Annotated in this window: 22 protein-coding genes; 11 read left to right on the plus strand and 11 right to left on the minus strand. The window is 68.4% G+C overall.

The window, feature by feature from the left end; translation table 11 throughout:
- The first annotated feature begins 3 nt into the window (after window positions 1–3).
- From H6717_29670 to H6717_29685, 4 genes are all read left to right on the plus strand, one after another.
- On the plus strand, window positions 4–222 hold the full coding sequence (locus tag H6717_29670) for a (2Fe-2S)-binding protein (GenBank protein ID MCB9581235.1): 219 nt from the start codon (window positions 4–6) through the stop codon (window positions 220–222).
- A gap of 86 nt (window positions 223–308) precedes the next feature.
- A complete protein-coding gene (locus H6717_29675) occupies window positions 309–1,598 on the plus strand; it encodes a DUF362 domain-containing protein (GenBank protein ID MCB9581236.1) in 1,290 nt (429 codons plus the stop codon).
- Entirely contained in the window at window positions 1,595–1,819 is a 225-nt protein-coding gene (locus H6717_29680) for a hypothetical protein (GenBank protein MCB9581237.1), read from the plus strand. Before H6717_29675 ends, H6717_29680 begins: the two co-directional genes overlap by 4 nt.
- A 9-nt stretch (window positions 1,820–1,828) precedes the next feature.
- A complete protein-coding gene (locus tag H6717_29685; protein MCB9581238.1) occupies window positions 1,829–1,972 on the plus strand; it encodes a hypothetical protein in 144 nt (47 codons plus the stop codon).
- Here H6717_29685 and H6717_29690 read toward each other — a convergent pair whose 3' ends face one another.
- The 3 genes from H6717_29690 to uvrA form a co-directional block, all read right to left on the minus strand.
- Complete coding sequence (locus tag H6717_29690; protein ID MCB9581239.1) at window positions 1,973–2,782, minus strand: hypothetical protein; 810 nt, start codon at window positions 2,780–2,782, stop codon at window positions 1,973–1,975. It abuts the gene before it with no gap.
- Between the two features lie 107 nt (window positions 2,783–2,889).
- Window positions 2,890–3,372 carry an aminoacyl-tRNA deacylase gene (locus tag H6717_29695; protein ID MCB9581240.1) on the minus strand — a complete coding sequence of 161 codons (483 nt, stop codon included), beginning with the start codon at window positions 3,370–3,372 and terminating at the stop codon, window positions 2,890–2,892.
- A complete protein-coding gene (gene uvrA / locus H6717_29700) occupies window positions 3,369–6,221 on the minus strand; it encodes an excinuclease ABC subunit UvrA (GenBank protein ID MCB9581241.1) in 2,853 nt (950 codons plus the stop codon). The genes H6717_29695 and uvrA overlap by 4 nt, the downstream gene beginning before the upstream one ends.
- Window positions 6,222–6,379: 158 nt before the next feature.
- On the opposite strand from uvrA, the gene H6717_29705 reads away from it, so the two are divergent.
- Window positions 6,380–7,015: a peptidylprolyl isomerase gene (locus tag H6717_29705; GenBank protein ID MCB9581242.1), complete on the plus strand. Its 636-nt coding sequence runs from the start codon at window positions 6,380–6,382 to the stop codon at window positions 7,013–7,015.
- Between the two features lie 181 nt (window positions 7,016–7,196).
- Here the strand turns inward: H6717_29705 and H6717_29710 are convergent, their stop codons facing one another.
- Window positions 7,197–7,751, minus strand: a complete 555-nt coding sequence (locus H6717_29710; protein ID MCB9581243.1) for a helix-turn-helix transcriptional regulator — start codon at window positions 7,749–7,751, stop codon at window positions 7,197–7,199.
- A 97-nt stretch (window positions 7,752–7,848) separates the two neighbouring features.
- Between H6717_29710 and H6717_29715 the strand changes: the two genes are divergently transcribed.
- The 3 genes from H6717_29715 to H6717_29725 are packed head-to-tail and all read left to right on the plus strand — an operon-like array spanning window position 7,849 to window position 10,508.
- The gene (locus H6717_29715; protein ID MCB9581244.1) at window positions 7,849–8,547 is read left to right on the plus strand and encodes an HAD hydrolase-like protein; all 699 of its coding nucleotides are present in this window, start codon (window positions 7,849–7,851) and stop codon (window positions 8,545–8,547) included.
- A 45-nt stretch (window positions 8,548–8,592) separates the two neighbouring features.
- Window positions 8,593–9,441, plus strand: a complete 849-nt coding sequence (locus tag H6717_29720) for a hypothetical protein (GenBank protein ID MCB9581245.1) — start codon at window positions 8,593–8,595, stop codon at window positions 9,439–9,441.
- Window positions 9,438–10,508 carry an AAA family ATPase gene (locus tag H6717_29725; GenBank protein MCB9581246.1) on the plus strand — a complete coding sequence of 357 codons (1,071 nt, stop codon included), beginning with the start codon at window positions 9,438–9,440 and terminating at the stop codon, window positions 10,506–10,508. The genes H6717_29720 and H6717_29725 overlap by 4 nt, the downstream gene beginning before the upstream one ends.
- Here the strand turns inward: H6717_29725 and H6717_29730 are convergent.
- On the minus strand, window positions 10,498–11,715 hold the full coding sequence (locus H6717_29730) for a caspase family protein (protein ID MCB9581247.1): 1,218 nt from the start codon (window positions 11,713–11,715) through the stop codon (window positions 10,498–10,500). The genes H6717_29725 and H6717_29730 overlap by 11 nt on opposite strands.
- Before the next feature lie 183 nt (window positions 11,716–11,898).
- Window positions 11,899–12,912: a UbiA prenyltransferase family protein gene (locus H6717_29735; protein MCB9581248.1), complete on the minus strand. Its 1,014-nt coding sequence runs from the start codon at window positions 12,910–12,912 to the stop codon at window positions 11,899–11,901.
- 126 nt (window positions 12,913–13,038) lie between these two features.
- Here H6717_29735 and H6717_29740 point away from each other — a divergent pair, with 126 nt between their 5' ends.
- Window positions 13,039–15,726, plus strand: coding sequence for a VCBS repeat-containing protein (locus H6717_29740; protein MCB9581249.1), 2,688 nt, complete (start codon window positions 13,039–13,041; stop codon window positions 15,724–15,726).
- On the opposite strand, the gene H6717_29745 is transcribed toward H6717_29740, so the two are convergent.
- Both H6717_29745 and H6717_29750 read right to left on the minus strand, forming a co-directional pair.
- The gene (locus H6717_29745; GenBank protein MCB9581250.1) at window positions 15,679–16,818 is read right to left on the minus strand and encodes a serine/threonine protein kinase; all 1,140 of its coding nucleotides are present in this window, start codon (window positions 16,816–16,818) and stop codon (window positions 15,679–15,681) included. The two genes, H6717_29740 and H6717_29745, sit on opposite strands and share 48 nt — an antisense overlap.
- 27 nt (window positions 16,819–16,845) lie before the next feature.
- On the minus strand, window positions 16,846–17,103 hold the full coding sequence (locus H6717_29750; protein ID MCB9581251.1) for a hypothetical protein: 258 nt from the start codon (window positions 17,101–17,103) through the stop codon (window positions 16,846–16,848).
- Between the two features lie 117 nt (window positions 17,104–17,220).
- Here H6717_29750 and H6717_29755 point away from each other — a divergent pair, with 117 nt between their 5' ends.
- Window positions 17,221–18,093: a hypothetical protein gene (locus H6717_29755; GenBank protein ID MCB9581252.1), complete on the plus strand. Its 873-nt coding sequence runs from the start codon at window positions 17,221–17,223 to the stop codon at window positions 18,091–18,093.
- Window positions 18,093–19,349, plus strand: a complete 1,257-nt coding sequence (locus tag H6717_29760) for a hypothetical protein (protein MCB9581253.1) — start codon at window positions 18,093–18,095, stop codon at window positions 19,347–19,349. The genes H6717_29755 and H6717_29760 overlap by 1 nt, the downstream gene beginning before the upstream one ends.
- Here the strand turns inward: H6717_29760 and H6717_29765 are convergent, their stop codons facing one another.
- From H6717_29765 to H6717_29775, 3 genes are all read right to left on the minus strand, one after another.
- Window positions 19,350–20,915, minus strand: coding sequence for an OmpA family protein (locus tag H6717_29765; GenBank protein MCB9581254.1), 1,566 nt, complete (start codon window positions 20,913–20,915; stop codon window positions 19,350–19,352).
- 201 nt (window positions 20,916–21,116) lie between these two features.
- Window positions 21,117–24,977, minus strand: coding sequence for a DUF11 domain-containing protein (locus tag H6717_29770; GenBank protein MCB9581255.1), 3,861 nt, complete (start codon window positions 24,975–24,977; stop codon window positions 21,117–21,119).
- A gap of 147 nt (window positions 24,978–25,124) precedes the next feature.
- Window positions 25,125–25,383 (minus strand): OmpA family protein (locus tag H6717_29775; protein MCB9581256.1); only part of this gene is annotated, 259 nt, incomplete at its 5' end.

Genomic DNA, 25,383 nt, shown 5'->3' on the forward strand with positions numbered 1-25,383 from the left:
GCCATGATCGTCTGCCACTGCCAAAAGGTCTCCGACCGCCACGTCCGCCTCGCCGTGCGGGGTGGAGCCCGAAACGTCGAGGAAGTGGGCGCCGCTTGCGGCGCAGGAACATGCTGTGGCGGCTGCCGACCTGCCCTCCGGGAGCTGATCGCGGAAGAAGCGCCGGAAACGGTCACCGTGGTCGACGCACCGGCCCCGGCCAAGGCGCCCACCGCCGCCTGAGGAGGCTTTGTGCAGGAGCCGTGGAGATGTCCGCGGCGGCACGGGTTTGTCTTGCCCGGACCCGCCGATTGCGGCAAAGCCCTCGCATGACTCGCTCCAAGGTCGCCATTGTTCGCACCACCCCGGCCACCGTCCTCGAGGACTACCACCGGGTGATGAACCTCGCCGGCTACCAAGAGGTGGTCGACAAGAGCGCGGATACGGCCCTCAAGGTCAACATCTCCTGGCACTTCTTCTACCCGAGCTCCTCCACCACGCCGTGGCAGCTCGAGGGCGTGATTCGGGCGATGAAGCAGGACGGCTACGATCCGAACCTGATCCACGCCTGCCACAACCGCACGGTGGTGATCGACGCGCACCTCGGGGAGCGCGAGAACAAGCAGATTGACGTGGTGCAGGCCCACGGCCTCCGCAACGTGCACCTGTACGAAGGTGAAGAGTGGATCGACGTGCGGGACGCCGTGGGCGACCTCACCAAGAAGTTCTTGTGCCTCAACGAGGTGTATCCCAAGGGCTTCTCGATCCCGAAGCGCTTCATCGGCGAGAACATCCTGCATCTGCCGACGATCAAGACGCACATCTTCACCACCACCACCGGCGCGATGAAGAACGCCTTCGGTGGTCTGCTGAACGAGCACCGGCACTGGACACACCCGGTGATCCACGAAACCCTGGTGGATCTGTTGATGATCCAGAAGAAGATCCACCGCGGTGTGTTCGCGGTGATGGACGGCACCTTCGCCGGGGACGGCCCGGGCCCGCGCTGCATGGTGCCCCACGTGAAGAACGTGCTCCTGGCCTCCGCGGATCAGGTCGCCATCGACGCGGTGGCCGCCAAGCTGATGGGCTTCGATCCGATGAAGGACATCAAGTTCGTGCGCCTGGGCCACGAGCAGGGCCTGGGCGTCGGGGATCCCCGGGACATCGAGCTGGTGGGCGACGTGGATCTGGCGAAGGAGAGCTGGAACTTCGACGGCCCGTACAAGAAGATGACCTTCGCGTCACGCAACCAGCACCGCATCTACTGGGGTCCGCTGAAGAAGCCCCTGGAGTGGTCGCTGAAGACCTGGCTCGCTCCCTGGGCCTACGTCGCGAGCGTCACCTATCACGATCTCTTCTGGTATCCGGTGTACGGCAAGCCGCGGGTGGAGCAGGCGCTCACCAGCGAGTGGGGCCGGCTGTTCGCCAACTGGGGCAAGGTGCAGGCGGACGCCCAGGGCAAGGGCTATCCGGACGTGGGCCGCGCCAGCCCGGAGCTGGTCCGCACCGGCGTGAAGCACTTCATGGAGGGGGCGCGCCTGGCCACCATGGCGGTGATGGAGTCGCCGGAGCTCCAAGCCCGACGGCGTCGAAAGGATCTGGAAGCGCAGGCGTGACGCCGGGCGCCCTGGAAGTCCGTACCGACATTTCTCCGGAGCTCGAAGGGGAGCTCCGGAGCTTGGTGCTGTCCCAGCGCACGCTGGAAGACGTGGTGCGTTGGGGCCTCGGCCAGACGCCCCCGGTGATGATCCGCAACGTGGTGGTGCAGGACGAGTACACCCACGACGTGGTCGTGCCGCATCCGTCGGGTGTGGTGCTGGTCTACGACACCACCTGACTCGGCGGTTTGACGGCGGTCGCCGTCTGGGATCACGAGCCGAGCGCCGCGGAGCTGCTCGAAGCGCGGCTCGCGCGCGGCTGGACGCCCACGCCGACGGCGCTCAAGGACGGTGAAGCCGTGCTGGGCTACGCCGCGTGCCTGCGACGTTGATCAGCAAGCGCCACAGGTCGCACAGGCGTCAGGGCAGCAGTCGCCTGCGAGCACGCAGGTGGTATCGCAGTAGCAGCCCTGCGCTGACTGCAGGCCACAGGCTCCACAGCACGGCCCCGGAGCCGCGGTACAACCCGCAGGATCCGGATTGGGCAGTCCGCACTCGCGCTTGTAGGTGCCCGAGGGATCGGAGCCGGTGAAGCCCGTCCCGCCACACGAGTACCACTGGTTGGTGGGATCCCAGCCGCAAGGGTTGCCCTGACACGATCCTGGGCCGCCCGCGACCGCGCCGCATTCCCAGTAGTAGATCTCGCCGTCGCTGCCGCAGCAGCCGACGCTGCCGTGAGCTTGGCCGCAGCTCGTGGGAATGATGTTGGTCGTGCCGCCCGTCGCGCCCGTGCCACCGGTTGCGCCCACGCCGCCGGTTGCGCCCACGCCGCCGGTTGCGCCCACGCCGCCGGTTGCGCCCACGCCGCCGGTTGCGCCCACGCCGCCCGTCGCGCCCACGCCGCCCGTCGCGCCCACGCCGCCGGTTGCGCCCACGCCGCCGGTCGCGCCCACGCCGCCCGTCGCGCCCACGCCGCCGGTCGCGCCCACGCCGCCGGTCGCGCCCACGCCACCTGTCGCGCCCACGGCGCCGGTGCCACCCCCGACACCCGCCACCCCCAAGCCGCCGATCCCCGAGTCCGTACCGCCGACGCCCGCCGTCGCGCCCACGCCCCCGCCCACGTCGCTCTCTCCCGAAGCGCAGCCCCAGGTCACCACGAAGCCGGAGCACACCGTCACGACGGCCAAGATCTTAGGATTCATTCGTTCCTCGAAAGCGAGTCGCCAAGGTCTTATCTTACGCGACCCGAGCCCCTCGTGCATGCGCCAGCTGTCATGCCCCGAAGGTTGTCGGGGCGGCGCGAGCCCCGTCAGGTGGCGACGGACACGCGCGTCAGACGGAGCGCCTTTTCCAGCTCCGACGGCGCAATCTCGATCAGGAAGCCGCGCTTGCCGCCGTTCAAGTAGATGACTGGCAGCTCCACGATGCTGGCCTCGACGTACACCAAAAGCCGCTTCTTGGTCCCGAGCGGGGAGGTCCCGCCCACCTTGTAGCCCGTGTGGCGTTCCGCGACTTCCGGAGAGCAGGGCTCGATGCGTTTCTTGCCGAGCTCCCGCGCGAGCTTCTGCGTCGACACCTGGCAGTCCCCGTGCATCAGCACGATGAGCGGCTGGCGCGCTTCGTCCTCCATCACCAGGGTCTTCACCACCGCGTGCTCGTCCACCCCCAGGCACTCGCTGGCTCGGGTGGTCCCACCCTTGTCCACGTAGTCATAGGGCCGTTCCACGTACGCCGCGCCGGCGGCGCGCAACGCGCGGATGGCGGGAGTGACCGGAGACTTGTCCTTCTTCATCGCTTCTTGCGCCGTGGCGGAGGCTTCGGTTCGGGCAGCACGCTCTTCAAATATTGCCCGGTGTGGGACGCCGCCACGGTCGCAACCTGTTCCGGCGTACCGCTGGCGACGAGCTCGCCCCCGGCGGGCCCGCCCTCTGGCCCGAGATCCACGATGTAGTCGGCCGTCTTGATCACGTCCAGGTTGTGCTCGATGACGATCACCGTGTTGCCGGCGTCCACGAGGCGGTGCAGCACCTCGAGCAGCTTCTTCACGTCGTCGAAGTGAAGGCCGGTGGTGGGCTCGTCCAAGATGTAGACCGTGCGGCCCGTCGCGCGACGGGACAGCTCCCGCGCCAGCTTGATGCGCTGCGCCTCGCCGCCGGAGAGCGTGGGCGACGGCTGCCCCAGGTGCAGGTAGTCGACGCCGACCTCGGCCAGCAGCGTCAGGGGCTCCCGCACCTTGGGGTGGGCCGAAAACAGCTCGATCGCCTCGGACACCGTCAGCTCCAGGACGTCCGCAATGGAGCGATCCTTGTAGCGCACCCTGAGCGTCGCTTCGTTGAAACGGCGCCCCTTGCACTCCTCGCAGGTGACGAACACGTCCGAGAGGAAGTGCATCTCGATCTTGCGAACGCCGTCTCCCTCGCAGGCTTCGCAGCGGCCGCCCTTCACGTTGAAGGAAAAGCGTCCCGGCGTGTAGCCGTGGAGCCGCGCTTCCGGCAGCTCGGCGAAGAAGCGCCGGATCTCGTCGAACACCTTGATGTACGTCGCGGGGTTGCTGCGCGGCGTGCGCCCGATCGGACGCTGATCGATGTCGATGACCTTGTCCACGGCGCCGATGCCGGTGAGCTTGTCATGGCGCCCGACGCGAACCGTGCTCTCGGTCAGAGCTTCCGCAAGGGCCGGATACAGGATGTCCGTCACCAGCGTGGACTTGCCCGCGCCGGACACGCCAGTCACTGCCGTGAGCACACCCAGGGGGAAACGGACGTCGATACCGGCGAGGTTGTTCTCCCGGGCGCCGTACACCTCGAGAAAACCGCTCGGCTCGCGGCGGGCGTTCGGGATCGCCACCTGCTCCCGTCCGGCGAGGTACGCCCCGGTGAGCGAGCCCCGGCAACGCTCGAGGCTCTTGGGCGTGCCGGCGTGCACCACCTTGCCGCCGCGCACTCCTGCGCCGGGCCCGAAATCGATCACGTGGTCCGCCGCTCGAATGGTGTCCTCGTCGTGCTCCACCACCACCACGGTGTTGCCGATGTCGCGCAAGCGTTCGAGGGTCGAGAGCAGCCGCCGATTGTCTCGCTGGTGCAGCCCGATGCTGGGCTCGTCCAAGATGTAGATCACCCCGGTGAGGTCCGAGCCGACCTGGCTCGCCAGGCGAATGCGCTGGGATTCCCCGCCCGAGAGGGTGGGACCGGCGCGATCCAGCGACAGGTATCCGAGCCCCACGGCGGCGAGGAATCCGAGGCGACTCTTGATCTCCTTCAGCACCTCCTCGGCGATCTCCTTGTTGGCACCGGTGAGCCGCAGCGTGGCGAAGAACTCCAGCGCCTGGTCCACGGTCATGGCGGACACGTCCACCAGACTCTGCTCGCCCACGCGCACCGCCGCGCTCTCGGCCCGCATGCGCGAGCCCTTGCAGGAAGCGCAGGGAGCGTCCCCCATGAAGCGTGCGTACCAGCGCTTGGCCCGCTCCGACTGCGTCTGGGCGAAGCGCCGCATCAAGCGGTTCACCAACCCCTCCCAGGTCACCTCCAGGTTGCCGGAGCCCGAGCGGCTCTTCCAGCGCACGGTGTAGGTCCGGTCCCCCGTGCCCCACAGCATGTTCTCGCGCTGCTTCTTGGTGAGCTTCTTCCACGGCTTGTCCATGGGGATGCCCAGGTGGCGAAGCAGCTGCGCGCGAAACCCGTGGGCCCACCCCGTCTTGCTCGAGACGTCCGCACCCCAAGGTGCGACAGCGCCCTGGTCGATGGTCAGGCTCTCGTCCGGCACCAGCCGCGCAGGATCGATGGACATGCGCGTGCCGAGCCCGTTGCATTCGCCGCACATGCCTTGGGGGCTGTTGAAGGAGAACGCCTGGGGCGTGAGCTCGGGGAAGGAGATCCCGCAGCGGGTGCAGGCGGTCTTCTCCGAGAAGGTCTGCTCGCGCTCGCCAGACAGGGCGATCAGCGTCCCCTCCCCCAGCCCGAGGGCGTGCTCCACGCTCTCCGTGAGCCGCGATGCCACGTCCGGACCGAGCACGATGCGATCGACCACGGCCTCCACCGTGTGCTTCTTGCGCTTCTCCAGCGCCTCCAGACCACCGAGGTCCACGATCTCGCCGTCCACCCGCAGCCGCACGAAGCCCGCTCGGCGCATGTCTTCGAGCAGCTCCCGGTGCTCGCCCTTGCGGTTCACCAGGATGGGCGCCAGCAGCACCAGGCGCGTGCCCTTCTTGGCCGCCCCCAGCGTCTTGGCGATCTGCTCCGCCGTCTGTGGAGTGACGCGCTCGCCGCACTGGTGGCAGTACTGCACACCGATGCGTGCGTACAGCACCCGCAGGTAATCCGCGATCTCGGTGATGGTTCCCACCGTGGAGCGTGGGTTCACGTTGGTGGACTTCTGCTCGATGGACACCGCGGGCGAGAGTCCGCGAATGGTGTCGTAGTGGGGCTTGTCCATGCGCCCCAGGAACTGCCGCGCGTAGGCCGAGAGCGACTCCACGTAGCGGCGCTGTCCCTCGGCGTAGAGCGTGTCGAAGGCCAGCGACGACTTGCCCGACCCGCTCACGCCGGTGAGCACGACCAGCTTCTTCTTCGGGATCTTTACGTCGACGCTCTTGAGATTGTGCTCTCGAGCACCGGTGATGAGAACGTGGTCGAGCTCCATGAGGAACGTCTGTGTGCCAGAGCGCGGGCTCGGCGCATAGCTCCCCGCACGCTCCCCTGCTGCCAAGGGTGTGGCAGCAGTCTGGCAGGACGGTGACAGGAGCCGCGAGTGCGGATTGGCGGGTGTCGCCCGCGACTTTTCGTTGCTAGAACCGCCGCATGCTCAAGTCGTCCATCGCGCTCGCGGTGCTCCTGTCCCTCGCTGCCGCGGGCTGCAAGTCCGAGCCCACCAGCGAAAAGGCCAGCAGCCTCACACCGGCCAAGGCCACCGAGACGGCCCCCGCCGAGTTCAAGGCGCGCTTCACCACCTCCAAAGGACCATTCACGGTAGAGGTGCATCGCGACTGGGCTCCCCAAGGTGCCGACCGCTTCTACAACCTGGTGAAGCTCGGGTTCTACGACGGCACGCGCTTCTTTCGCGTGGTGCCAGGCTTCGTCGTGCAGTGGGGCATCCACGGCGACGGCAACGCGGTGATGCAGCACTGGCGGGGTGCAGGCCTGCCGGACGATCCCGTTCGTCAGTCCAACACCGAAGGCACCGTCACCTTCGCCATGGCCGGAAAGAGCTCGCGCACCACGCAGATCTTCGTCAACCTGGCCGACAACTCGCGCCTGGACGAAATGGGCTTCGCTACCTTCGGCAAGGTCGTGGACGGCATGGACGTGGTGAAGAGCCTGTACTCCGGCTACGGCCAGACGCCGGATCAGGCGAGCATCCAGAGCCAGGGCAACGCCTACCTCGAGCGAGAGTATCCGAAGCTCGACTACGTGAAGAGCGCCGAGATCACGAAGTAGGGCGGCACGACGGGGCTCGCGCCGCCCCAACAAGAGAAGACTCCACAGCCGGGCGGCTGAGCCGCCGCGCGGGCAAGGCGCGAGCGAGGAGCGCCCGGAGCGGAGGAACGCACCGGAGTGAGCAACGATGCCAGCGCGGTTGGATCGGCCGTGCGGCGACGCGAGGCTTTGAGACCCGCTCTTAGCTCGGCGGCGTGATCATCACGAAGGAGTAGCCCACGGCGGCGCGGCGCCCCTTGTTCAGGTAGCTGTGGCGCTGGTCTCCGCGGAACACGACGACGTCGCCGGGCGCCAAGCGGTAGCTCTCGCCGGACGCAGTGAGCTCGATGTCGCCGCTCTCGCACGCGAAGTACTCGCGAGTGCCGACGGTGTGCGGCACCCCCGTGAGGCGCCCGGACGGCGGCAGCTCGATGCGCTCGACCACGGTGCCGGGGACGGCGTCGGGCAACAGCGTGCTGACCGTGACGGAGTTTCGCGTGCGTGACGGCAAGCTCCCCTTGGGGAACTGCTTGACCTCGGCGCGCGGCGACGCCACCAGCTCCTCGAGCTGAACCTGAAGCGCGACCGCCACCGCGTGCAGCACGCCCAGCGTGGGATTCGCCATTCCAGATTCGAGGTTCGCCCAGGTGGCCCGCGGCAGCCCGGAGAGCTTCGCCATCTGCTGCTGCGTGAGCCCCCGAGCTTGGCGGAGCTGCCGGACGTTGTGAGCCAACCGTTCCGAGAGCCCGTCCGTCATGAACACGACGCTACGCGCCTGCCAAAAGGCTGGCAATGGCGCCCGCGCTCTGGAGTGCGTGCTCCATGACTGGTTTCATCCTAGAGAACGCGCAGCGATGATTTCCATCAACCAGCCCACGGTCGTGCTGTTCGATGTCGACGGAACCCTGATCGACTGCGGGGGTGCCGGACGGCGCGCCATGGAGGCGACCTTTCGGGAGCTCGACGCGAACACCGACGCCCTGGGCTTCACCTTCGCAGGGCTGACGGACCGGGCCATCGTGCGCAGCGGCCTAAGGACCCTGAAGCGCGGCGACGACGACGCCAGCATCGACGGCGTCATCGCGCGCTACCTAGAGCACCTGGCGGCAGAGCTGCCGCGCTCCGAGGGCTATCGCATCCTCGCCGGAGTGAGCGAGCTCCTCGGTCGGCTGGCGAGCATCGAAGGCTTGGTCGTGGGCCTCGGCACCGGCAACGTGGAGCCCGGCGCCCGCGCGAAGCTTCGTCGCGGCGGGCTCGATCGCTCGTTCGCCTTCGGGGGCTTCGGCAGCGATCACGAAGACCGCGCTCGGCTCTTGGAGGTGGGCGCAACGCGCGGCGCCGTCGCCCTGGACGTGAGCCGCGCCGCCTGCCGCGTGGTGGTCGTGGGGGACACGCCGCGGGACGTGCGTGCCGCCCACGCCATCGGCGCCGAGTGCGTGGCGGTGGCCACGGGCGGCTACGACCAGGACGCGCTGACGAACGCCGGCGCACGGCGGCCCCTCGCGGCACTCGACGCTCCAGAGGCGTTCGACGCCGTCGTGGGCGCGCTTTGAGCCTTTTGCCCAGGCGCCAGGCGACCTAAGACTGAAGGTCGGCGCATGTTCTCGGCGAACCAGCAGATCGTGTTCGTGACCGGCAAGGGCGGGGTCGGCAAGAGCACGGTGGCCGCGGCCCTGGCTCGGGCCGAGGCCGATCGCGGCGGACGAGCCCAGCTCGTGGAGTTCGAGGGCATGCGCGCCGCGGCACGCGCCCTGGGCAGCGAATCCGAAGGCGTGCGCACCGTCACGGTGGACTACCTCGACGCCCTCTCCAGCGCCATCGCCAGCATGATCTCGAGCCGCCTGCTGGCCAAGGTCATCGTCCGCCAGCGCGCGCTGCGACGCGTGATGCAGGCGGTGCCCGCCGTGCGTGAGCTGGTGGCCCTGGAACGGGTGCGCACCCTCGCAGCGGAGATGCCGAACGCCCGCGTGATCGTGGATCTGCCCGCCACCGGTCATGCGGTGGATTGGCTGCGGGTGGTGGCCGCGGCGGAGCGGTTCCTGCGCACGGGGCCTGCCGCCAAGATGTGTCGCGCGATCCTGTCGGAGGTACTGAGCCCGGAACGCAGCGCTATCGTGGTCGTCAGCACCGCCGAGCCGGTGGTAGCCAGCGAGACGGAGGAGCTCTGTGCGCGGCTGGACGGCGAGCTCGATCGCAAGCCGGCGCTGGTGATCGTGAACCGGGTGCCGCGTCGGCCGTCGGCAGAAGAGCTCGCGGCCGCCGCCGCGGAGCCACGCTTCGCCGAGCTCTGGACGGCCTTGGAAGCGGACGCCGCGACGCAGGCCGAGACCACGCTGGCCCTCGCTTCCCTGCGCGGCATCGCTGGCGCGCGGGTGGCGGAGGTGCCGGATCTGTTCGCGGATCCGGAGCCCCGCACCTTCGCCAGGCTCCTGGGAGCGAGCACGTGACTCGAGACGCGGCGCTCACGGTGGTGCTCGGCGGCGGCGGCGTGGGCAAGACCACGACCAGCGCCGCCCTGGGTCTGGCTCGCGCGCGCCTGGGCCGCCGGGTGCTGGTCGTCACGGTGGATCCCGCGCGGCGGCTGGCAGACGCCCTGGGCGTGGCGATCGGCATCGAGGCTTGCGCCATCGAGGTCGACGGCACCACTCTGCACGCCCGCATGCCGGACTCGCGCCACTCCGTGGATCGCTTCGCCGAGTGGCTGTTCGAGGATCCCGCCGCGCGGGCGCGAGTGCAGGACAACGGCATGTACAAGGAGCTCCGAAACTCCCTGGCCGGCGTGCACGAGCTCATCAGCGTGGCCTTCGTGGATCACGAGCTCGGCAGCGGTCTGTACGACGAGGTCGTGCTCGACACCGCGCCGTCACGCCATGCCCTGGAGTTCCTCGACTACCCGGCGCGCCTGGGCCGCATGCTGGAGGCCAAGACGTTGGAGTGGGTGGCGAGTCTCGCGCGGCTGGCCGGTGTGGCGCTCGACGCGCGGCCGGACGATCGCGGGCTCTTGTCTTGGGGAAAGAAGCGCGTGGGCAACCTGGTGAGCCACCTGGTGGGCGCTGAGGCCATCCGCGACATCGCCGCCCTGTTCGCGGAGTTCGTGCCGGTGCGGGAGCGCTGGCTCGGGCTGGTCCGCAGCGTGGAGCAGCGCATGCGCGCCGACTCCACGCGCTACGTGATCGTGAGCGGCACCAGCGGCTCCTCTTTGGACGACGCGGAGTACCTGCTCGGCGAGCTCCGAGATCGCTCGCTCTCGCCCAGTGAGCTCTTGCTCAATCGCGCCGTGGACGCCCCGCCGGCATGGCTCACGGCCCTCGACGACGCCGACAGCCCGGTGCTCGCCCGCGCGCTCGATGCCTACCGAGCGGAGTATCGCGCGCGCGCGCTGCAGACGCGCATCGCCCGGGAGCGCCTCGACGACCTCGGCGGCGCTCGACTCCCGATCCGCGGCTTGCCGTCCCTCCGCACCAGCGATCCGCGCATGATCCTCACGTCCTTGGCGGACGCCCTCAAGGGCTGATGCGATCGCTCATCACCCACTCGTCCCAGTACGAGGGCCATCCCGGATAGGTGATGTAGTGGAACTCGCCGTCGGTCTTCAGCACCACGGCGTCCCACAGCTTGCCGCCCCAGGTGACCTTCAGCTTTGCTCCCTTGGGATATTTGCGAAAGCGCAAGGGGCCGACGCCAGCGTTGTCCAGCGTCTGATCCTCCGAGTGGTTGTAGAGATAAAAGCGCACCTCACTCTGCTTTCGCCCCGCGCGGCGCACCTCCGCGATGCGCTCGCTCTTGCCCCAGGACGCGAGCACGTAGCTGCCCGCCGCAAAGGGGCCCGTGCCCCGCTCTGCCGGCTCCGCCGTGGCCAGCACGGCGCGCTCGGAGACGCCCCGCGCGTGAAAGCCCGAGCGCTGCTTCTCGCGATACTTCATCTCGCTCGCGACGCGGGCACGGAGCTCGCCGAGATCCACCCGCCGATCCGAGTCGTCGTCCATCAGGCCATCCCCCCGGAGGCCGTCGATCACCGTCTGCGTGAAGGTCCAGTTCACCGTCGAGAGATTCGAGGCTTCCGCCGAGGTCAGGCTGACGGTGGGGATCTTCTTTGCGTCCGCCACGGCGTCCGCCACGCTGGCGAGCGTTCCCGAGTAGCAGCAATCCGCCATCAACAGCAGCTGCTTGCCGGAGAAGTGCGCGTTGATGGACTCGGCGATCGACGACACCGCGAGCTTCTGATCGTAGGCGATGAAATACGGCTTGCCCTCGGCGTCCCTCGAGCCGTGCCCCGCGTAGTAGAAGAACAACGTCGCGTCCGCCGGCGCGCGCTTCGCCACGTTCACCAACGCTCGCAAGATGGCGTCCTTGGTGGCCGCCTGGTCGAGCAAGAGCTCGACGTTCTTCGCGGGCACGCCGCGCGCACGCAACACGTCGTAGAGCTCCTGGTCCTTTCGCATCTCCGCCGACCAACCATTGACTCCCGGCTGGCCGAAGCTGAGCACCCCGGCGATCACGCCGTAGGTCCGCTCCCCCGCAAGCAACGCTCCTTCTGGTGTCGAGATGGGTCGTTCCGCCGCGGAAGCTCGCGGCGCGACCGTCGCGGACGGAGCGACCGTCGCGGAAGACGCCCACGCCGGCACCTTGAACCCGGACGGCGCCGCCGCGGACGCCTCGCGCGTCCTCTCCCGCGAGCACGCGGTCAGCAGCAGCAACACGACGAGGACGAGCGCACGCACCACCCACAGCATGCCCCCCAGCGCACGCCCCGCACCACCAAAAACACGCCTCTCCCTGCCGCGCCGTCGTCCACAGAGCGAAACACGCACACCGCGCCGAGTCTCTCTGGGCACGGCCGCGGTCACGCGCAACCGAACCGCGCCGGGGATCGCGCCGCACCAACAACAAAACGGCAAGGGCCTTCAGGGATTCTCGACGCGGGCGAACGCGCGCTCGGTGAGCGTGACGGCGACGATCAGCGCGCCAAAGGAGCCAAACGCGCCCAATAGCGGTGCCGCCAGCGCCAACATCGCGGCGGCCGTGCCATGACACGCCCAGCGATAGCTGGCGAGGGACGCGCTCTCCGTTCCTCGGATCGCGGAGAACACCGACGAGCCCAAAGACGCCGCGAGCGCCAGGGCGAGCAGGACGAGCGCCGTGGGGCCGCGCACGATGCCGAGATGCACCGTGATGGCCGTGAAGGACAGCGCGCCGAGCCCCCGCGCGATGGCGCTTCCGCGCACACCCAGAACGTGGGCCAACGTGTGGTATCCCGCCTTGGCGTCGCCGACGCGATCCTTCTCGTAGTTGGCCTGCAGGTACAGCGCAGCGACGGCGGCACACGCGAGCGCCGTGGGCAGCACCGCGGACAGTGAGCTTCCGAGCGGAACGCTGGGCAATGCCGCGGCGCGACCGATCACCGCGGCGGTGCCGATCAGCGCGCCGTGCGCGAGGTTTCCGAGTCCTGGGTGCGCCTTCGCCGGCTGATAAGCGAGGAGCAGCAGCGTCGCAGCGATCACGAGCCAGAGCGCCGCAGCGTGCGCGCCGAGGGTGACGATCGCCACGAACACACCGAGCAGCATCGCGATGGCAGTGGTCGGCCCCTCCGGCAACAAACCCCGTGGTGCCGGCCGGTGCGGCGCGTCCACTCGATCCGCTTCGACGTCGAGCAGATCGTTGATCAGCTGCCCCACGCCCCAGCCGAGGCCGGCTGCCAGCGAAGCGAGGGCGACGTGGGTGGGCGCTTCCAGCTGCTCGGCACTGGCGGCTCCGGCGAGCACGGCCCCGGCGGGGAACACGAAGAAGTGCGGCCGCAGCGCCGACAACACCGCCCAGGCAAACTCGCGGGACGAAAGACCGAGCTGGGGCGCGCGCCCACGGACTAGCGCGCCGAGATAGCGCGTTCCTTCCCGCGCGAGCCGCGTCACGGAGCTCACGGCAGCGACCATAGCAGGCGCCAACCTGAGGTTGTCGGCGCCAACCTTCAATTGGCGTGGCATCCAGCGTTTGCACCGGAAAATCCGTGATTTGGGCTGGCCCTGCCTTTGCTTTCCCTGGGGCCAATGGATCGCCTGCGCCTCGTGTTCCTGTTCGTGCTGGGTGTGCTCGTCGTCGGCTGCGGCGCCTCGACGCCGGACGACGACGCCAGCACCCGCGCCACCCTCACCGGCGACTCGCCCCTGGTCGAGACGTTCCAGAAGGCCGAAGACGAGACCGGCGTGCCGGCCGAGGTGCTGGCCACCGTCGCCTTCGTCCAGACGCGCTTCAGCATGAACCGCTACTCGACGGAGGAGCTCGGCCACGCGCCGCGGGAGCTCGGCCTGATGGCGATTGGGACCGGCGGCAAGGTCGACGTGGACAGCGCCGCCAAGCTCGCAGGCCTGCCATCGAGCGTGGTGGCCACCGACCCGAGCGCCAACGTGCGCGCCGCGGCCCTGTGGCTGGCAGCAGAAGCGAAACGCCAAGGCCTGATGCCGCTGTCGGCGGAAGGCTGGCGCCCCGTGGTCGAAGCCTACGGCGGCGAAGAGCTCGGCCTCGAGGTCCTGCGGAGGCTGCGCCTCGGCTTCGAAGCGCAGGACGACGACGGCCTCGGCATCGAGCTCCAGGTGGACGGCCCAGAAGACGTGCTCGGGCAGGTCGCGCAGTCCCTCGGCTACCCCGGAGCCAAGTGGAACCCCGCTTACAGCGGCAACTACACCAACGCGAACCGCGGAGCGTCGCAGATCAACTACATCGTGATCCACACCACTCAGGGCTCCTACGCCGGCACCGTGAGCTGGTTCAAGAACCCCGCCGCCAAGGTCTCCTCGCACTACGTGGTGCGCTCGAGCGACGGCGAGATCACTCAGATGGTCGACGATCGTGACATTGCCTGGCACGACGCCTGTTTCAACTCGAACTCCATCGGCATCGAGCACGAGGGCTACGTTCAAGATCCCGGCAAGTGGTACACCGAGGCCATGTACCAAGCGTCCGCCAAGCTGACGGCTTGGCTGTGCGACAAGTACGGCATCCCCAAGGACCGCAAGCACATCATGGGCCACGGAGAAGCGCCGGACTGCTCCGACCACACCGATCCGGGCTCCGGCTGGAACTGGAACCACTACATGGATCTGGTGAAGAACGGCGCTTGCAAGCCCTCCACCGAGGTGTGCAACGGCAAGGACGACGACTGCGACGGCTCCGTGGACGAAGGCGACGTGTGCCTGATCGAGCAGGTCATCGTCCCGCAGATGGGCACCTTGAATGGCTCGCCGTCGAGCGATCTCGACGGCGACGGCAAGGCCGACGTCTGCGCCCGAGCGAGCAAGGGCCTCTTGTGCTCGACCTCCGGCAGCGGGTTCAAGGGCACGCTGTTGGGCCCCGAGCTCACGAACGCGAGCGGCTGGGACAAGCCGCAGTACTTCGGCACGCTGCGCATGGGGGACGTTAACGGTGACGGCAAGGCCGACGTCTGTGCTCGGGCGGCGGCGGGGGTTTCCTGCTGGCTCAGCGACGGCAACGGATTCCCCGACAAGATCGCCGGCCCCAAGTGGAGCAACGCCGACGGCTGGGACGACATCAAGTACTGGAGCACGCTGCGCTTGGCCGACGTGAACGGTGACGGCAAGGCAGATCTGTGCGCCCGGAGCGCGACGGACTTCCGCTGCCACCTCTCCAAGGGCGACGGCTTCGGCGCCGCCATCACCGGACCCGCGCTGTCCGACGCCAAGGGCTGGGGACACGACCGCTACTACGGGACCATCCGCATGGGCGACGTGAACGGCGACGGCAAGGCCGACGTCTGCGCTCGAGGCAGCGGCGGCGTGTCCTGCTGGCTGAGCGACGGAGCGGGCTTCCCCGACAAGATCGACGGCCCCACCCTCACCGACGCCAACAGCTGGGACGGCGTGCAGTACTGGTCCACGCTCCGGATGGCGGACGTCAACGGCGACGGCAAAGCGGATCTGTGCGCCCGCGCGGCCGCTGGGCTTCGCTGCTGGCTCAGCGATGGCACCTCCGTCACCGACAAGATCGACGGTCCCGAGCTCTCCAACGCCAAGGGCTGGAACAAGCCCGAGTACTACAGCACGTTGCGCTTCGGAGATCTGAACCGAGACGGCAAGGCCGACGTCTGTGCCCGCGCGGCCGCCGGGCTTCGCTGCTGGCTGAGCGACGGCAAGGGCTTCCCCGAGCAGGTGACGAGCGACGAGCTCTCGGACAAGAAGGGTTGGAACAAGCCGGAGTACTACTCCACCCTGCGCTTGGCGGACGACAGCGGCGACGGACGCGCGGACGTCTGCGGCCGCGGCATCGCCGGCGTGTTCTGCTGGGAGTTCGACGGCAAGGCGTTCTCGCCGCCGGTGACCGGCCCCGCCTGGAAGGACGAAAGCGGCTGGAACAAAATCATGTATTACTCGACGCTCCAGGCCGCCGGTGGCTGCGTAGCGAGCGAGGAAGTCTGCAACCAGGCGGACGACGACTGTGACGGCGAGGTCGACGAAGACGACGTGTGCGGCGGCTGGAACGACGGCGGCGTGGTGGGCGCCGCTGGTGCGGGCGGCGGTGCCGGTGCCGGCGGAAGCCCGAGCGGCGCGACGCCCCCGGCGCTTGCCCCGGACGAGTCCGGCTGCGGCTGCCGCACGCCACGCTCGCCGGTCGGCGGCGGGCTGCCCTTGTTCCTGGCGCTGGCTCTCGGTGGCTCCCTGTGGCTGCGGCGGCGCTCAGCGGGTGCGAACCAGCCACAAGATGACGAGCCCTACCAGGCCTAGCGCCAAGGTCACCACCACGACCGCCACGACCACGAGCGCATTGCTCCGCGGCGGAGCGGGCGCCAGCGGTCGCGCCAGTGGCTCAGGAGCCGCCAGCGGCGCGTCCACGGTGGGCACGTCGACGCTCTCTCCCGCCATCAAGGTGGTGGGGGCTTCGTCCAGCGCGCTGTCCCCCGCCCCGGCGCCTACCCACTGCTGCTGCACTGGCGCCGCCAAAAGCGCGCGCGAGAGATCTTCCAGCATGGTGTTGGCCAGCGGGTAGCGCCGCTCCGGATCCTTGTCCACGGCGCGTTGGATCACCGACGCCAGGCGCGAGGCCAGCGCCGCCGGCGGAAGCGGCACTGGATCGTTCGAGAGCTGGATCAGGCATGCGTCCGCTGCGGAGCCGCGGATCACCGGAGTGCCGGCCAGCATTTCCGCCATCATCATGCCCACCGCGAACAGGTCCATGCCCGGCTTGGGCGGCAGCCCGCGGATCTGATCCGGTGGCATGTAGCGAGGGGTGCCCACCAGCATGCCGTTGGCCGTGAGCTGCAAGGAGTCCGGTCCCACGGTCTTGGCGATACCGAAGTCGAGCACCTTCACGAAATCCGGCTCCCCCGCGTAGGTGCACACGAAGACGTTTCCGGGTTTCACGTCGCGATGCACGATACCAACGGCGTGGGACTCCATCAGACTCTTCAGGATCTGCGTGGTGAGACGCACCACGCGCTCCTCCGGCAGCGCGCCCTCCCGTTTGAGGAGCTGCGCCAAGTTCATACCGTGGAGCAGCTCGTACACGATGAACGGCATGGGCTCGGCTTCCAGGTCGAAATCCAGGAGCCGTACCGTGTTCGGATGCTGGAGTTGGCGCGCCAGATCCGCTTCACGACGGAAGCGCTCGAGCCCCGCGGCATCCACCGTGTCCTTACTCAACAGCTTGAGCGCGACCTCGCGATTGAGCCGAAGCTCGTTCGCTCGGAACACCAAGCTATAGCCTCCGTGCCCGATGTTCTCTTCCAAGCGATAGCGGTCCGAGATGACGAGACCGGGTTTGGGCACGACCTGCTGCACGGAGGGCAGCATGCTGTCGGAGCCCAGGTCTTTTCGCAAGCCATTGTGTTGGTCCGCCGCGGAACCTCACTCCGGAAACAGCTCCCAGTCGCCCACGCTGCGCACCTTTCGGGCCCGTGCGACACAATAGGCGTCGAGCGCGATCAGCGCACTGACGAGGTAACCCACCCCGCAGGATGCGACGACAAGGGCGAGGATCAGTACGCCCTTCGCGGTTTGCCCCAGCATCACGTGGCCCAGACCGGGCACCAGGACGGACAGCACGATGGCGACGATGTCGTAGATGTCGAGCTCGCGAGACGAGCCGTAAGGGAGCGAGTTCATGAGTCGAGCCTCCTCGGGTCGAAGGGCGGCGTCGCCCTACGTCACCCTTTCGGTGGAGCCCTCCGCGTTATTTCAGGTCCAGGGAGAACGGCCTGATTTGGGCGTATGATTGGGACGATGAAGCTCTTTCGCCCTGCTCTTGCCTTGTGTCTCGGGCTCCTGGCCTTGTCCGCCTGCGGCAGCGACGACGAAGCCTCCCCCGCCGAAGACTGGTACAAGCGCTACGCTCACGCCCTGTGCGCCGGTATCGCCCCGTGTTGCGCTCAGAACGGCCAAGCGCACGAGGTCAAGGCGTGCGAGCAGCTCTACGGCTACCTCGGATCCATCGCCGTGAGTCAGGCGATGGACAAGGGCGCGCACTACGACAAGGCCCTGGGCGACGAGTGCCTGACTCAACTATCGACTTGGTTCGACAGCTGCTCCACGGGTCGAGAACCGGACGTATGCGGCAAGGTGATTTCCGGCAAGGGCGGCCCCGGCGCGGCCTGTGACTTCGATTTCGACTGCGCCCAGCCCGACGTGGGCGTCGAGAAGTGCGTCTACAGCTCGAGCACCGACAAGGGGAGCTGCATCTTGTCGTTGCCTCCCGAGGAGGGCGCGCCCTGCAACAACAGCTCCGACGCCACCACGGAGTACGAGTGCGGCAGCTACGGCGACAGCGACTACTACTGCGATAGCACCAACGACATCTGCAAGAAGAAGGGAGCCGTGGGGGCGCCCTGCGAAGGCTACGATTCCTGCGTCGACTCGGCGTACTGCGACCAACAGAGCAAGCAATGCGCGGCACGCATCGCCGTCGGCGGCGACTGTTCCTCAGGATCTTCGAACTGTGCCGATGACGCCTACTGCGACGGCGCCACGTGTCAGGCGCGCAAAGCAGCGGGTGAAGCCTGCACCGGCAGCGAATGCCTCGGCTACTGCGACACCGCCACCAGCACCTGCACCGGAATCGGTGGCAGCGGCGGTTTTCTCTGCGTAACCTCCAGTTGATGCGATGGCTGTGGCTGTGTCTGGCGCTGTGTCCGGCCTGTGGCGGCGGTGAAACGAAGGGTGGCCCCGCCAGCGACGGGGGCGGCGGGGCCGCGGGGGCGGGCGGCTCGGCAGGCGCGAGTGGTGCAGCGGGTGGCACGGGGGGCAGCGCGGGTGCTGGCGGCGGAGCCGGCGCGGGTGGCAGCTGCGTGGCGCTGCCGAACGCGGACGGTGTGGACCCGACCGTAGCGCCGGAGCTGACCGTGGTGGGCGATCCGCCGGCGGAGCGCGGCACCTTCGATCCCTCCGTGGAGTACCCCGCCGGCGCACCGGCGGGCGCCATGAGCTACTCCGCGGTCACGGCAACGAGCTCCATCCAGACGCGCATCGCCGTCTCGAGCGACGCCGGCGCGACCTGGACCTACGTCGCCGACGCCAACGTCTCGGCTCCATTTCAAGTCCCCGTGAGCTCGGGCTCCAGTCGCTGCCCGAGCGGAACGTGCAGCGGCAACCTCGTCCACGAAGTCTCGTCGCTGGTCTACGACCCGGAAGACGGCAACGCCGCCCGGCGCTGGAAGCTCTTCACCCACAGCTACATGGTCCTTCCGGGAGACGTGCTGGCCTACGACCTCGGGCACATCGCGGCGTTCTCTGCTCCCGAGCCCCCCGGCCCCTGGGTCGCCGAGGGGCCCGCCATCGGCTGGACGAGCGAGAGCAGCTTCTCGTCCGAAGGCGCGGTGGCCGTGGCCACGAACTTCGCCCAGATGAAGGACTGCATCGCGCTCACGGAGCCCGGAGCGTTGGTTCGCCCTGGGGGCGTGCTCGATCTGGCAGTGGGCTGCGTCTCGGGCCCCTCGTCCATTCGCATCGAGCTCCTCCGGAGCCTCGATCACGGCGCGAGCTGGCTGTACGCCGGGCGGCTGCTCTCGGCCGAGGACGCGAGCTGTTTCAACGGTCGGGTGAACGCTGCGGATCTGTTCTTCGCCGGCGGAGCGTCCCACCTGCTGGCCACGCCGGCGGGCCCGACCAGCCTTGGCATCGACGGCTATCGCGGGTGTCTGGTGTTCGACCTCGCCGGCGATGGCACGGACGTGGCGCGGGACGGCCAAGGCCGCCCCGTCGTGCAGCGCGTGCTGGACGCTCCAGGGCAACGCTTTATTGGAGCCTGCAGTGCGGCCGAGGGCGCCTCGGCGATGGGCTACGTGGCCAGTGAGCTCATCGCCGAGTCCCCGCCCCGGATCTTCCGCATGTTCCGCTCCGGGATCACGCCGCCGTGATCACTGCTTCACGTTGGTCGTGCCCTCGACCTGCACGATGTTGAACTCCACGCGGCGGTTGTTCTGGCGACCGTCCTCGGTGTCGTTCGTGTCGATGGGTTTGTCGGGACCGAAGCCGTTGGACGTCAGGCGACCCTTGTCGATGCCGCGGCTGGTGAGCCACTTCACCACGGACGCCGCGCGCCGCTTGCTGAGCCCGATGTTGTAGAAGCGAGCGCCTCGATTGTCCGTGTGGCCCTCCACACTCACCTTCTTGATCTCCGGGTGGCCCTTCAAGATGTCGAGAACCGCCGTGAGCACACCGTCGCTCTCCGGACGGATCGTGGCCTTGTTGGTGTCGAACTCGACGCGCTCCAAGATCTCGATCTTCTTGCCGACGACCTTGGCCTTGGGGCAGCCGTTCTTCTTCGGATCCGGGCTGGCCGGCCCGGCCTGATCCGGACATGCGTCCTCGGGATCGATGATGCCGTCGCCATCGGTGTCCTTGGGCGGCGGGCAGCCGTTCTTCGCCGGGTCGTCATTGGCGACGCCCTTCTCGTCCGGGCACGCGTCCTGGTCGTCGGTGATGCCGTCGCCGTCGCGATCGCCCGGCAGCGGGCAGCCGTTCTTGGCCGGGTCTTCGCTGGCGACGCCCTTCTCGTCGGGGCAGGCGTCCTTGTCGTCGACGATACCGTCCCCGTCCCGATCGTTCGGCGGCGGGCAGCCGTTGGTCTTCGGATCGTCGGTGCGAATGCCGGGCACGTCGGGACAGGCGTCGTCCTGATCCAGGATTCCGTCGTCGTCGCGATCCGGCGGCGGCGGGGGTGCCGTCTCCTCCTTCACCTTGGGGAAGTACTCGAGACTCGCCAGCACTCGCACCTTGGGCGAGCCGTAGCCACGGGTCAGACCCGGACCCGCGCCGAGACCAATGTGCCAATCGTCCGCCACGGTGTAGTGGCCACCGCCGATGAGCTCCACGGGCGTGGTCCGGCGATCGAAGATGCCATCGCCGCCGTCGCTCACCACCGTGGAGCCGGTGAGCTCGGGTCCCAGCAGCAGCTTGTCGTCGAGAACGCGAACGCCGAGCGCGGCCCCGAAGCCGAGCTCGCTACCGAACGGATCCCCGCCGAAATTGTCGTTCTGCGCGCGGTAGTTGAAGCTGGCACGAACGGCGTAGGCCATCGGCCCGACGTCTCCTGCGGCCATCAATCGGGGCACGATGCGCACCTTGCCGTCGCCGGTGAATGCGTCCTGGTTGCCCGTCGGCAGATGCACCTGCGCTCCGAACGCCAGCGAGAACGGGCTTCTGTACGTGCCGAGCAGGCGCAGGTCCGCCCCTAGCCGCAGATCGCCAATGCCGCCGCCGGTGTCGCTGGACACTGCCACACCGTTCACCGTGCCGCCGTCTCCGCTGTTGACGACGGACACGGGCAAGGAGGCGGCCAGGCGCAAGCGGTCGAACAGGTTCACGGCGCCGCCGACATGGGCGAACACCTGATGCTCCACCACGGCGGTGACCTCGTCCCCATTCTCGTCGTAGATGACCAGCGGCTTGTAGGCCCACTCGCCGACCACTCCGAGGGCCATGCGCCCGTTGCCACGCAGATCCAACGACTCGAGGGCGAACCAGTCGCTCCCCCGCTCGGATGGATCAAAGCGATCGAGCGCGAAGCCGCCCTTGGTCTGGGCCTGAGCAGAGAACGCGGACAGAGATGCGGCGAGCGCCAGCAAGGATGCGAGTGCCTTTTTCATTTCGACTCCTGAGGGGAACGGGGGCTGGGCGCCGGCTCAACGCCGGCGCCTCCGGGCGCCGAGCAGCGCGATGCCGACCAGTGCCAACAGCCATCCGGCGGTGTTGGAGCCCGAGCTCGGGGCGCTGCAGGAGCAGCCGCCACCCTCGAGCGCGACGCCAGACGGACTGCCGCCGGTGCCGCTACCCGCCGCACCGCCGCTACCCGCCGCACCGCCGCTACCCGCCGCACCGCCGCTGCCGGCGGCGCCCGCGGCGCCGCCAGTGCCGGTGGGTACGCACTGTCCGATGCTCTGGTCGGTGGAAGTGCACTCCTGACCGGTGGGACAGCCGCTGTCGGTGCCCACGCCTCGACAGCCGGGCACGCACTTCTTTTCGTCGCCGCAGACGAAGCCGCTGTTGGGACCGCTGCAGTCGGTGTCGGTGGCGCAGACGTCGTCCTTCGGATCGTTGGGATCGGTCTCACCCGAGTCCACCGCGCCGTTGTGGTTCGCGTCTTCTTCGCCGTCCGGCACGCTGCCCTTGTCCGTGTCGGCCGTCAGCACCCCGGTGGTGGTCGTCGGATCCGCGTCCGGCGTGCACTTGCCCGCGCTCGCGTCGGTTCCGGGGTCATTGCAGCCGCGACCCGCCTCGGTACCGTCGAACAGGCCGTCGCCGTCGCTGTCCTCATCGAGCGGATTGATCTTGCCGTCGCCGTCGTGGTCGTCACTCGGGTTGGGCTCGGCGCCATCCGGCAGGCCGTCGTCGTCGCTGTCCGCGTCGTTCGGGTTCGTTCCCAGCGTCGCTTCCAGAGCGTCGGAGAGCCCGTCCTTGTCGCTGTCGACCACGTTGCTGTCGTCCGCACCATGACCGCTGGTCGGGTCGGTCTCGCCGCTGTCCAGCGCGCCGTCGAGGTTGGCGTCCTCGGAGCCGTCCGTGACGCCGCCGCCATCGGTATCGGCCAAGAGCGGGCTGGTCGTGGTGGAGGGGTCGGCGTCCGCCTTGCAGTGACCGAGGCTCGCGTCCGTCGCCGGGTCATCGCAGTTCTTCCCGGTCTCGGTGCCGTCGAACAGCGCGTCGTTGTCGCTATCCACGTCCAACACGTTGATCAGGCCGTCGCCATCGGTGTCGTGGGAGGGGTTGTGCTCGCTACCGTCGAGCAGCCCATCGTCGTCACTGTCGGCGTCGTTCGGGTTGGAACCGAGGAACGTCTCCAGAGCGTCGGACAAGCCGTCCTTGTCGGTGTCCACCACGGAGCTGTCGTCGCCGTCGTGGGTCGCCGTCGGATCGGTCTCGCCGCTGTCGACCACGCCGTTCAGGTTTGCGTCCTCCGAGCCGTCACTCACGCCGCCGCCGTCGGTGTCCGCGTTCAGCGGATCCGTCGTGGTGGCGCCCTGGTCGCCATCGGGGATGCAGGCCTTGGCCTTGGGATCCGTGGCGGCGTTCGCGCAGTCCTTGCCGAGCTCGGTACCGTCGAACAAGCCGTCGTCGTCACTGTCGGGGTCGAGAGCGTTGATCAGGCCGTCGCCATCCGTGTCGGTGCCGGGGCTCGGCTCGTCGCCGTCGAGCACGCCGTCATCGTCACTATCGGCGTCGTTCGGATCGGTTCCGAGCTTCGCCTCCTCGTCGTCCGAGAGCCCGTCGTTGTCGGTGTCGACGCAACCGTCGTCGATGGTGCCGTTGCAGTCGTCGTCCTTGCCGTTGCCGCACACCTCGGCGCTCTGGGCGACGCAGCCGCAGACCTTGGTGCCCGCATCGCAGTTGGGCGTGAGGCCGTCGCAGTCCGAGTCGCTCAGGCATCCCACGCAGCTACCGGCGCCGGTGTCGCACACCGGCGTGGTACCGCTGCAGTCGTTGTTGCTGACGCAGCCCACACACACGCCCTGAGTCGTGTTGCACACCGGCGTAGTTCCGGTGCAGGCCGTGCTGTTGGTCGACGAGCACTGGCCGCAAGCGCCGGACGCTTGACACGCCGGCGTCGATCCGCCGCAGTCGGCGTCCGTGGCGCAGCCCTGGCAGGTCTTGGTCGTGGTGTTGCACACCGGCGTGGTGCCGCTGCAGTTCGCGTCCGTGAGGCACCCCACGCACACGCCGCCGCTCACGTCGCACACCGGAGTGGCGCCCGTGCAGGCCGTGCTGTTCGTCGCCGAGCACTGGCCGCAGGCACCCGACGGCTGACACGCCGGCGTGGCGCCGCCGCACTGTGAGTCAGCAGTGCAGCCCACGCAGGTCTTGGCCGCGTTGCACACCGGCGTCGTGCCACTGCAGTTCGCGCTCGTGAGGCACTGCACGCAGACGTTGGGGTTCGGCACCGTGTTGCACTTCGGGGTCGGCGCGCTGCACTGCGCGTCCGTTTGGCACTCGTCCACCACGATCGGCGTGGGGGGCGACCCTGGACCCGAGCCGTTGCCGTCCGTCGGCCAATTGTTGGCGGGCGCGCCCAACAGGCCGGACGCCTGGATGCTCGCCTGATTCTCGATGGTGCCGCTCGCGTTCGCGTCCACCGTCACCTGGAACTTCACGACGGTGGTCTCACCCACCGCCAGCGTGCCTCCTTGGGTCGCATTCGCTCCCACGCCCAAGCGCACGGTGACGGTCTTGCTACCGGCGTTGTACTCGGCCTGATCGTCCCCGGCCGCATCCGTCTTGGCGCCGGTGTTCGGCCCCGACACGATCTGGATGGTGCCCGGCTTGTACGTCACGCCCGCCGGAACCAGGTCCGCGAGCACGGTGTTCACCGCGGTGTCGTTGCCGCTGTTGACGACGTTGATGGTGTACTCGAGCGTGTCTCCCGGCAGAACCGAGCCGCCGTTCACGTCCGTGACGGTCTTCTCGGAACCGGTGAACTCCGGCTTGAAGGTCGAGATACTGGTGATGAAGCCACCCAGATAGTAGATGTCTCCGGAGCTGGTCGCCTGGATGTCGGCGCTGGTCTGCCCTGGGGTCACTCGATTCGTGATGTTCACGATGTCGAGGTCCATGCCGCCCATGCTCTGGGCCGTGCCCGTGAGCTGAGGCAGGTCCCCCACTACCGAGACGGGAGCGCCGAGAGACGAACGCGTCGAATTGAAGAAGTTGTCGATCGGGTTCTGCGCATCGGAGAGGCGGTCGGCACTGCCAAGCGGCGCCACGCCGAAACGAAGCGAGTCACCCACGAGCTGCGCGTCGCCCTCCCAGGTCACGACGCCCAAGCGAGCGTTGAAGCCCGCGTTCGGAACCAGAAACCCACTGAGGCTTCCACTCGCCGGATTGCCGTTGGTCACGGAGTCCAAGCCGTCGAAGATGGCGAGATTCCGTGGCGGCTCTGTCAAGTCTTCGTAGAAGACGACCAGCCACCAGCCGCCGATCAACCCGCTGTTGTTGGCATTGACGAAGGACGTGGTTCCGACGCCGCTGACGCGAAACGCCCCCGCCCCGTTGGTCTGCAGCAACGTGGTGACGTCCGCCGTGCTCTGGTAGGTGGTGCCCGAGGTGAACACCTGGTCCGCCACCAGGTTCTGGGTGAACGTGCCCGGCCGCTCGATGGTCACGGTGTTGTCACCGCCGGCCTGGACGCCAGCCCAGTACAGACGCGCATAGTTGACCGTGGCGCCCGCGGGCAGCACCAACATCGCCGTGCTGCGCGCCGTCGCCGGGGTGATTGACGTATTGGCTTGGACCTGTCCCGCTGCGGGGTCATCGCTACGCCAGTGGAGGTCCGGCGATGTGTCGTTCACGTTGTTCCCACAGGCGCCCACGGTGCCCACCACCGGGGCTGGAGTGCCTGCGGCGCACTCGAATCCGAGGGTGTTCCCCACCAGAGCAAAGTCACCCTTCAAATCCACCTGTTTGCGCAGCGTAGGTGCTGCGCTGGCAGTGGACGCCAGCAGAGTGATGACGATGGAAGAACCCAGTAGTGTCGATCGATTGCGCAAACCCATGGCTTCTCGTTCCTCGAGCAAGGACCCCGGTCCGCCTCAGCGAACCTCGTGCCAACCCGCGGCCCGGCTGAAGCCGGGCCAGCTTCCGATACTTCTCCCAAACGCCGTCGTCGTCTACAGCCTTCGACTGTAGCCTTCAGACGACAGTCACTGGATGAGCTGGAGCTCGATCCGTCGGTTCTTCTGCTTGCCTGCAGGCGTGTCGTTGTCGGCCACCGGCTCGTCCGGCCCGGCGCCCCGAGTCTCGATGCGGGAGGCGTCCACACCTTTGCCTACCAGGTAGGTCTTCACCGAGTCGGCGCGAGCTTGCGACAGCTTCACGTTGTTCTCGCGGTCGCCATCGCCATCCGTGTGCCCGGTGATGCGTACCCGGAGCTTCTTGTACTCGAGCAGCACCTTGGCGGCG

Source organism: Polyangiaceae bacterium (assembly GCA_020633235.1).
Taxonomy (GTDB): Bacteria; Myxococcota_A; Polyangia; order Polyangiales; family Polyangiaceae; genus JACKEA01.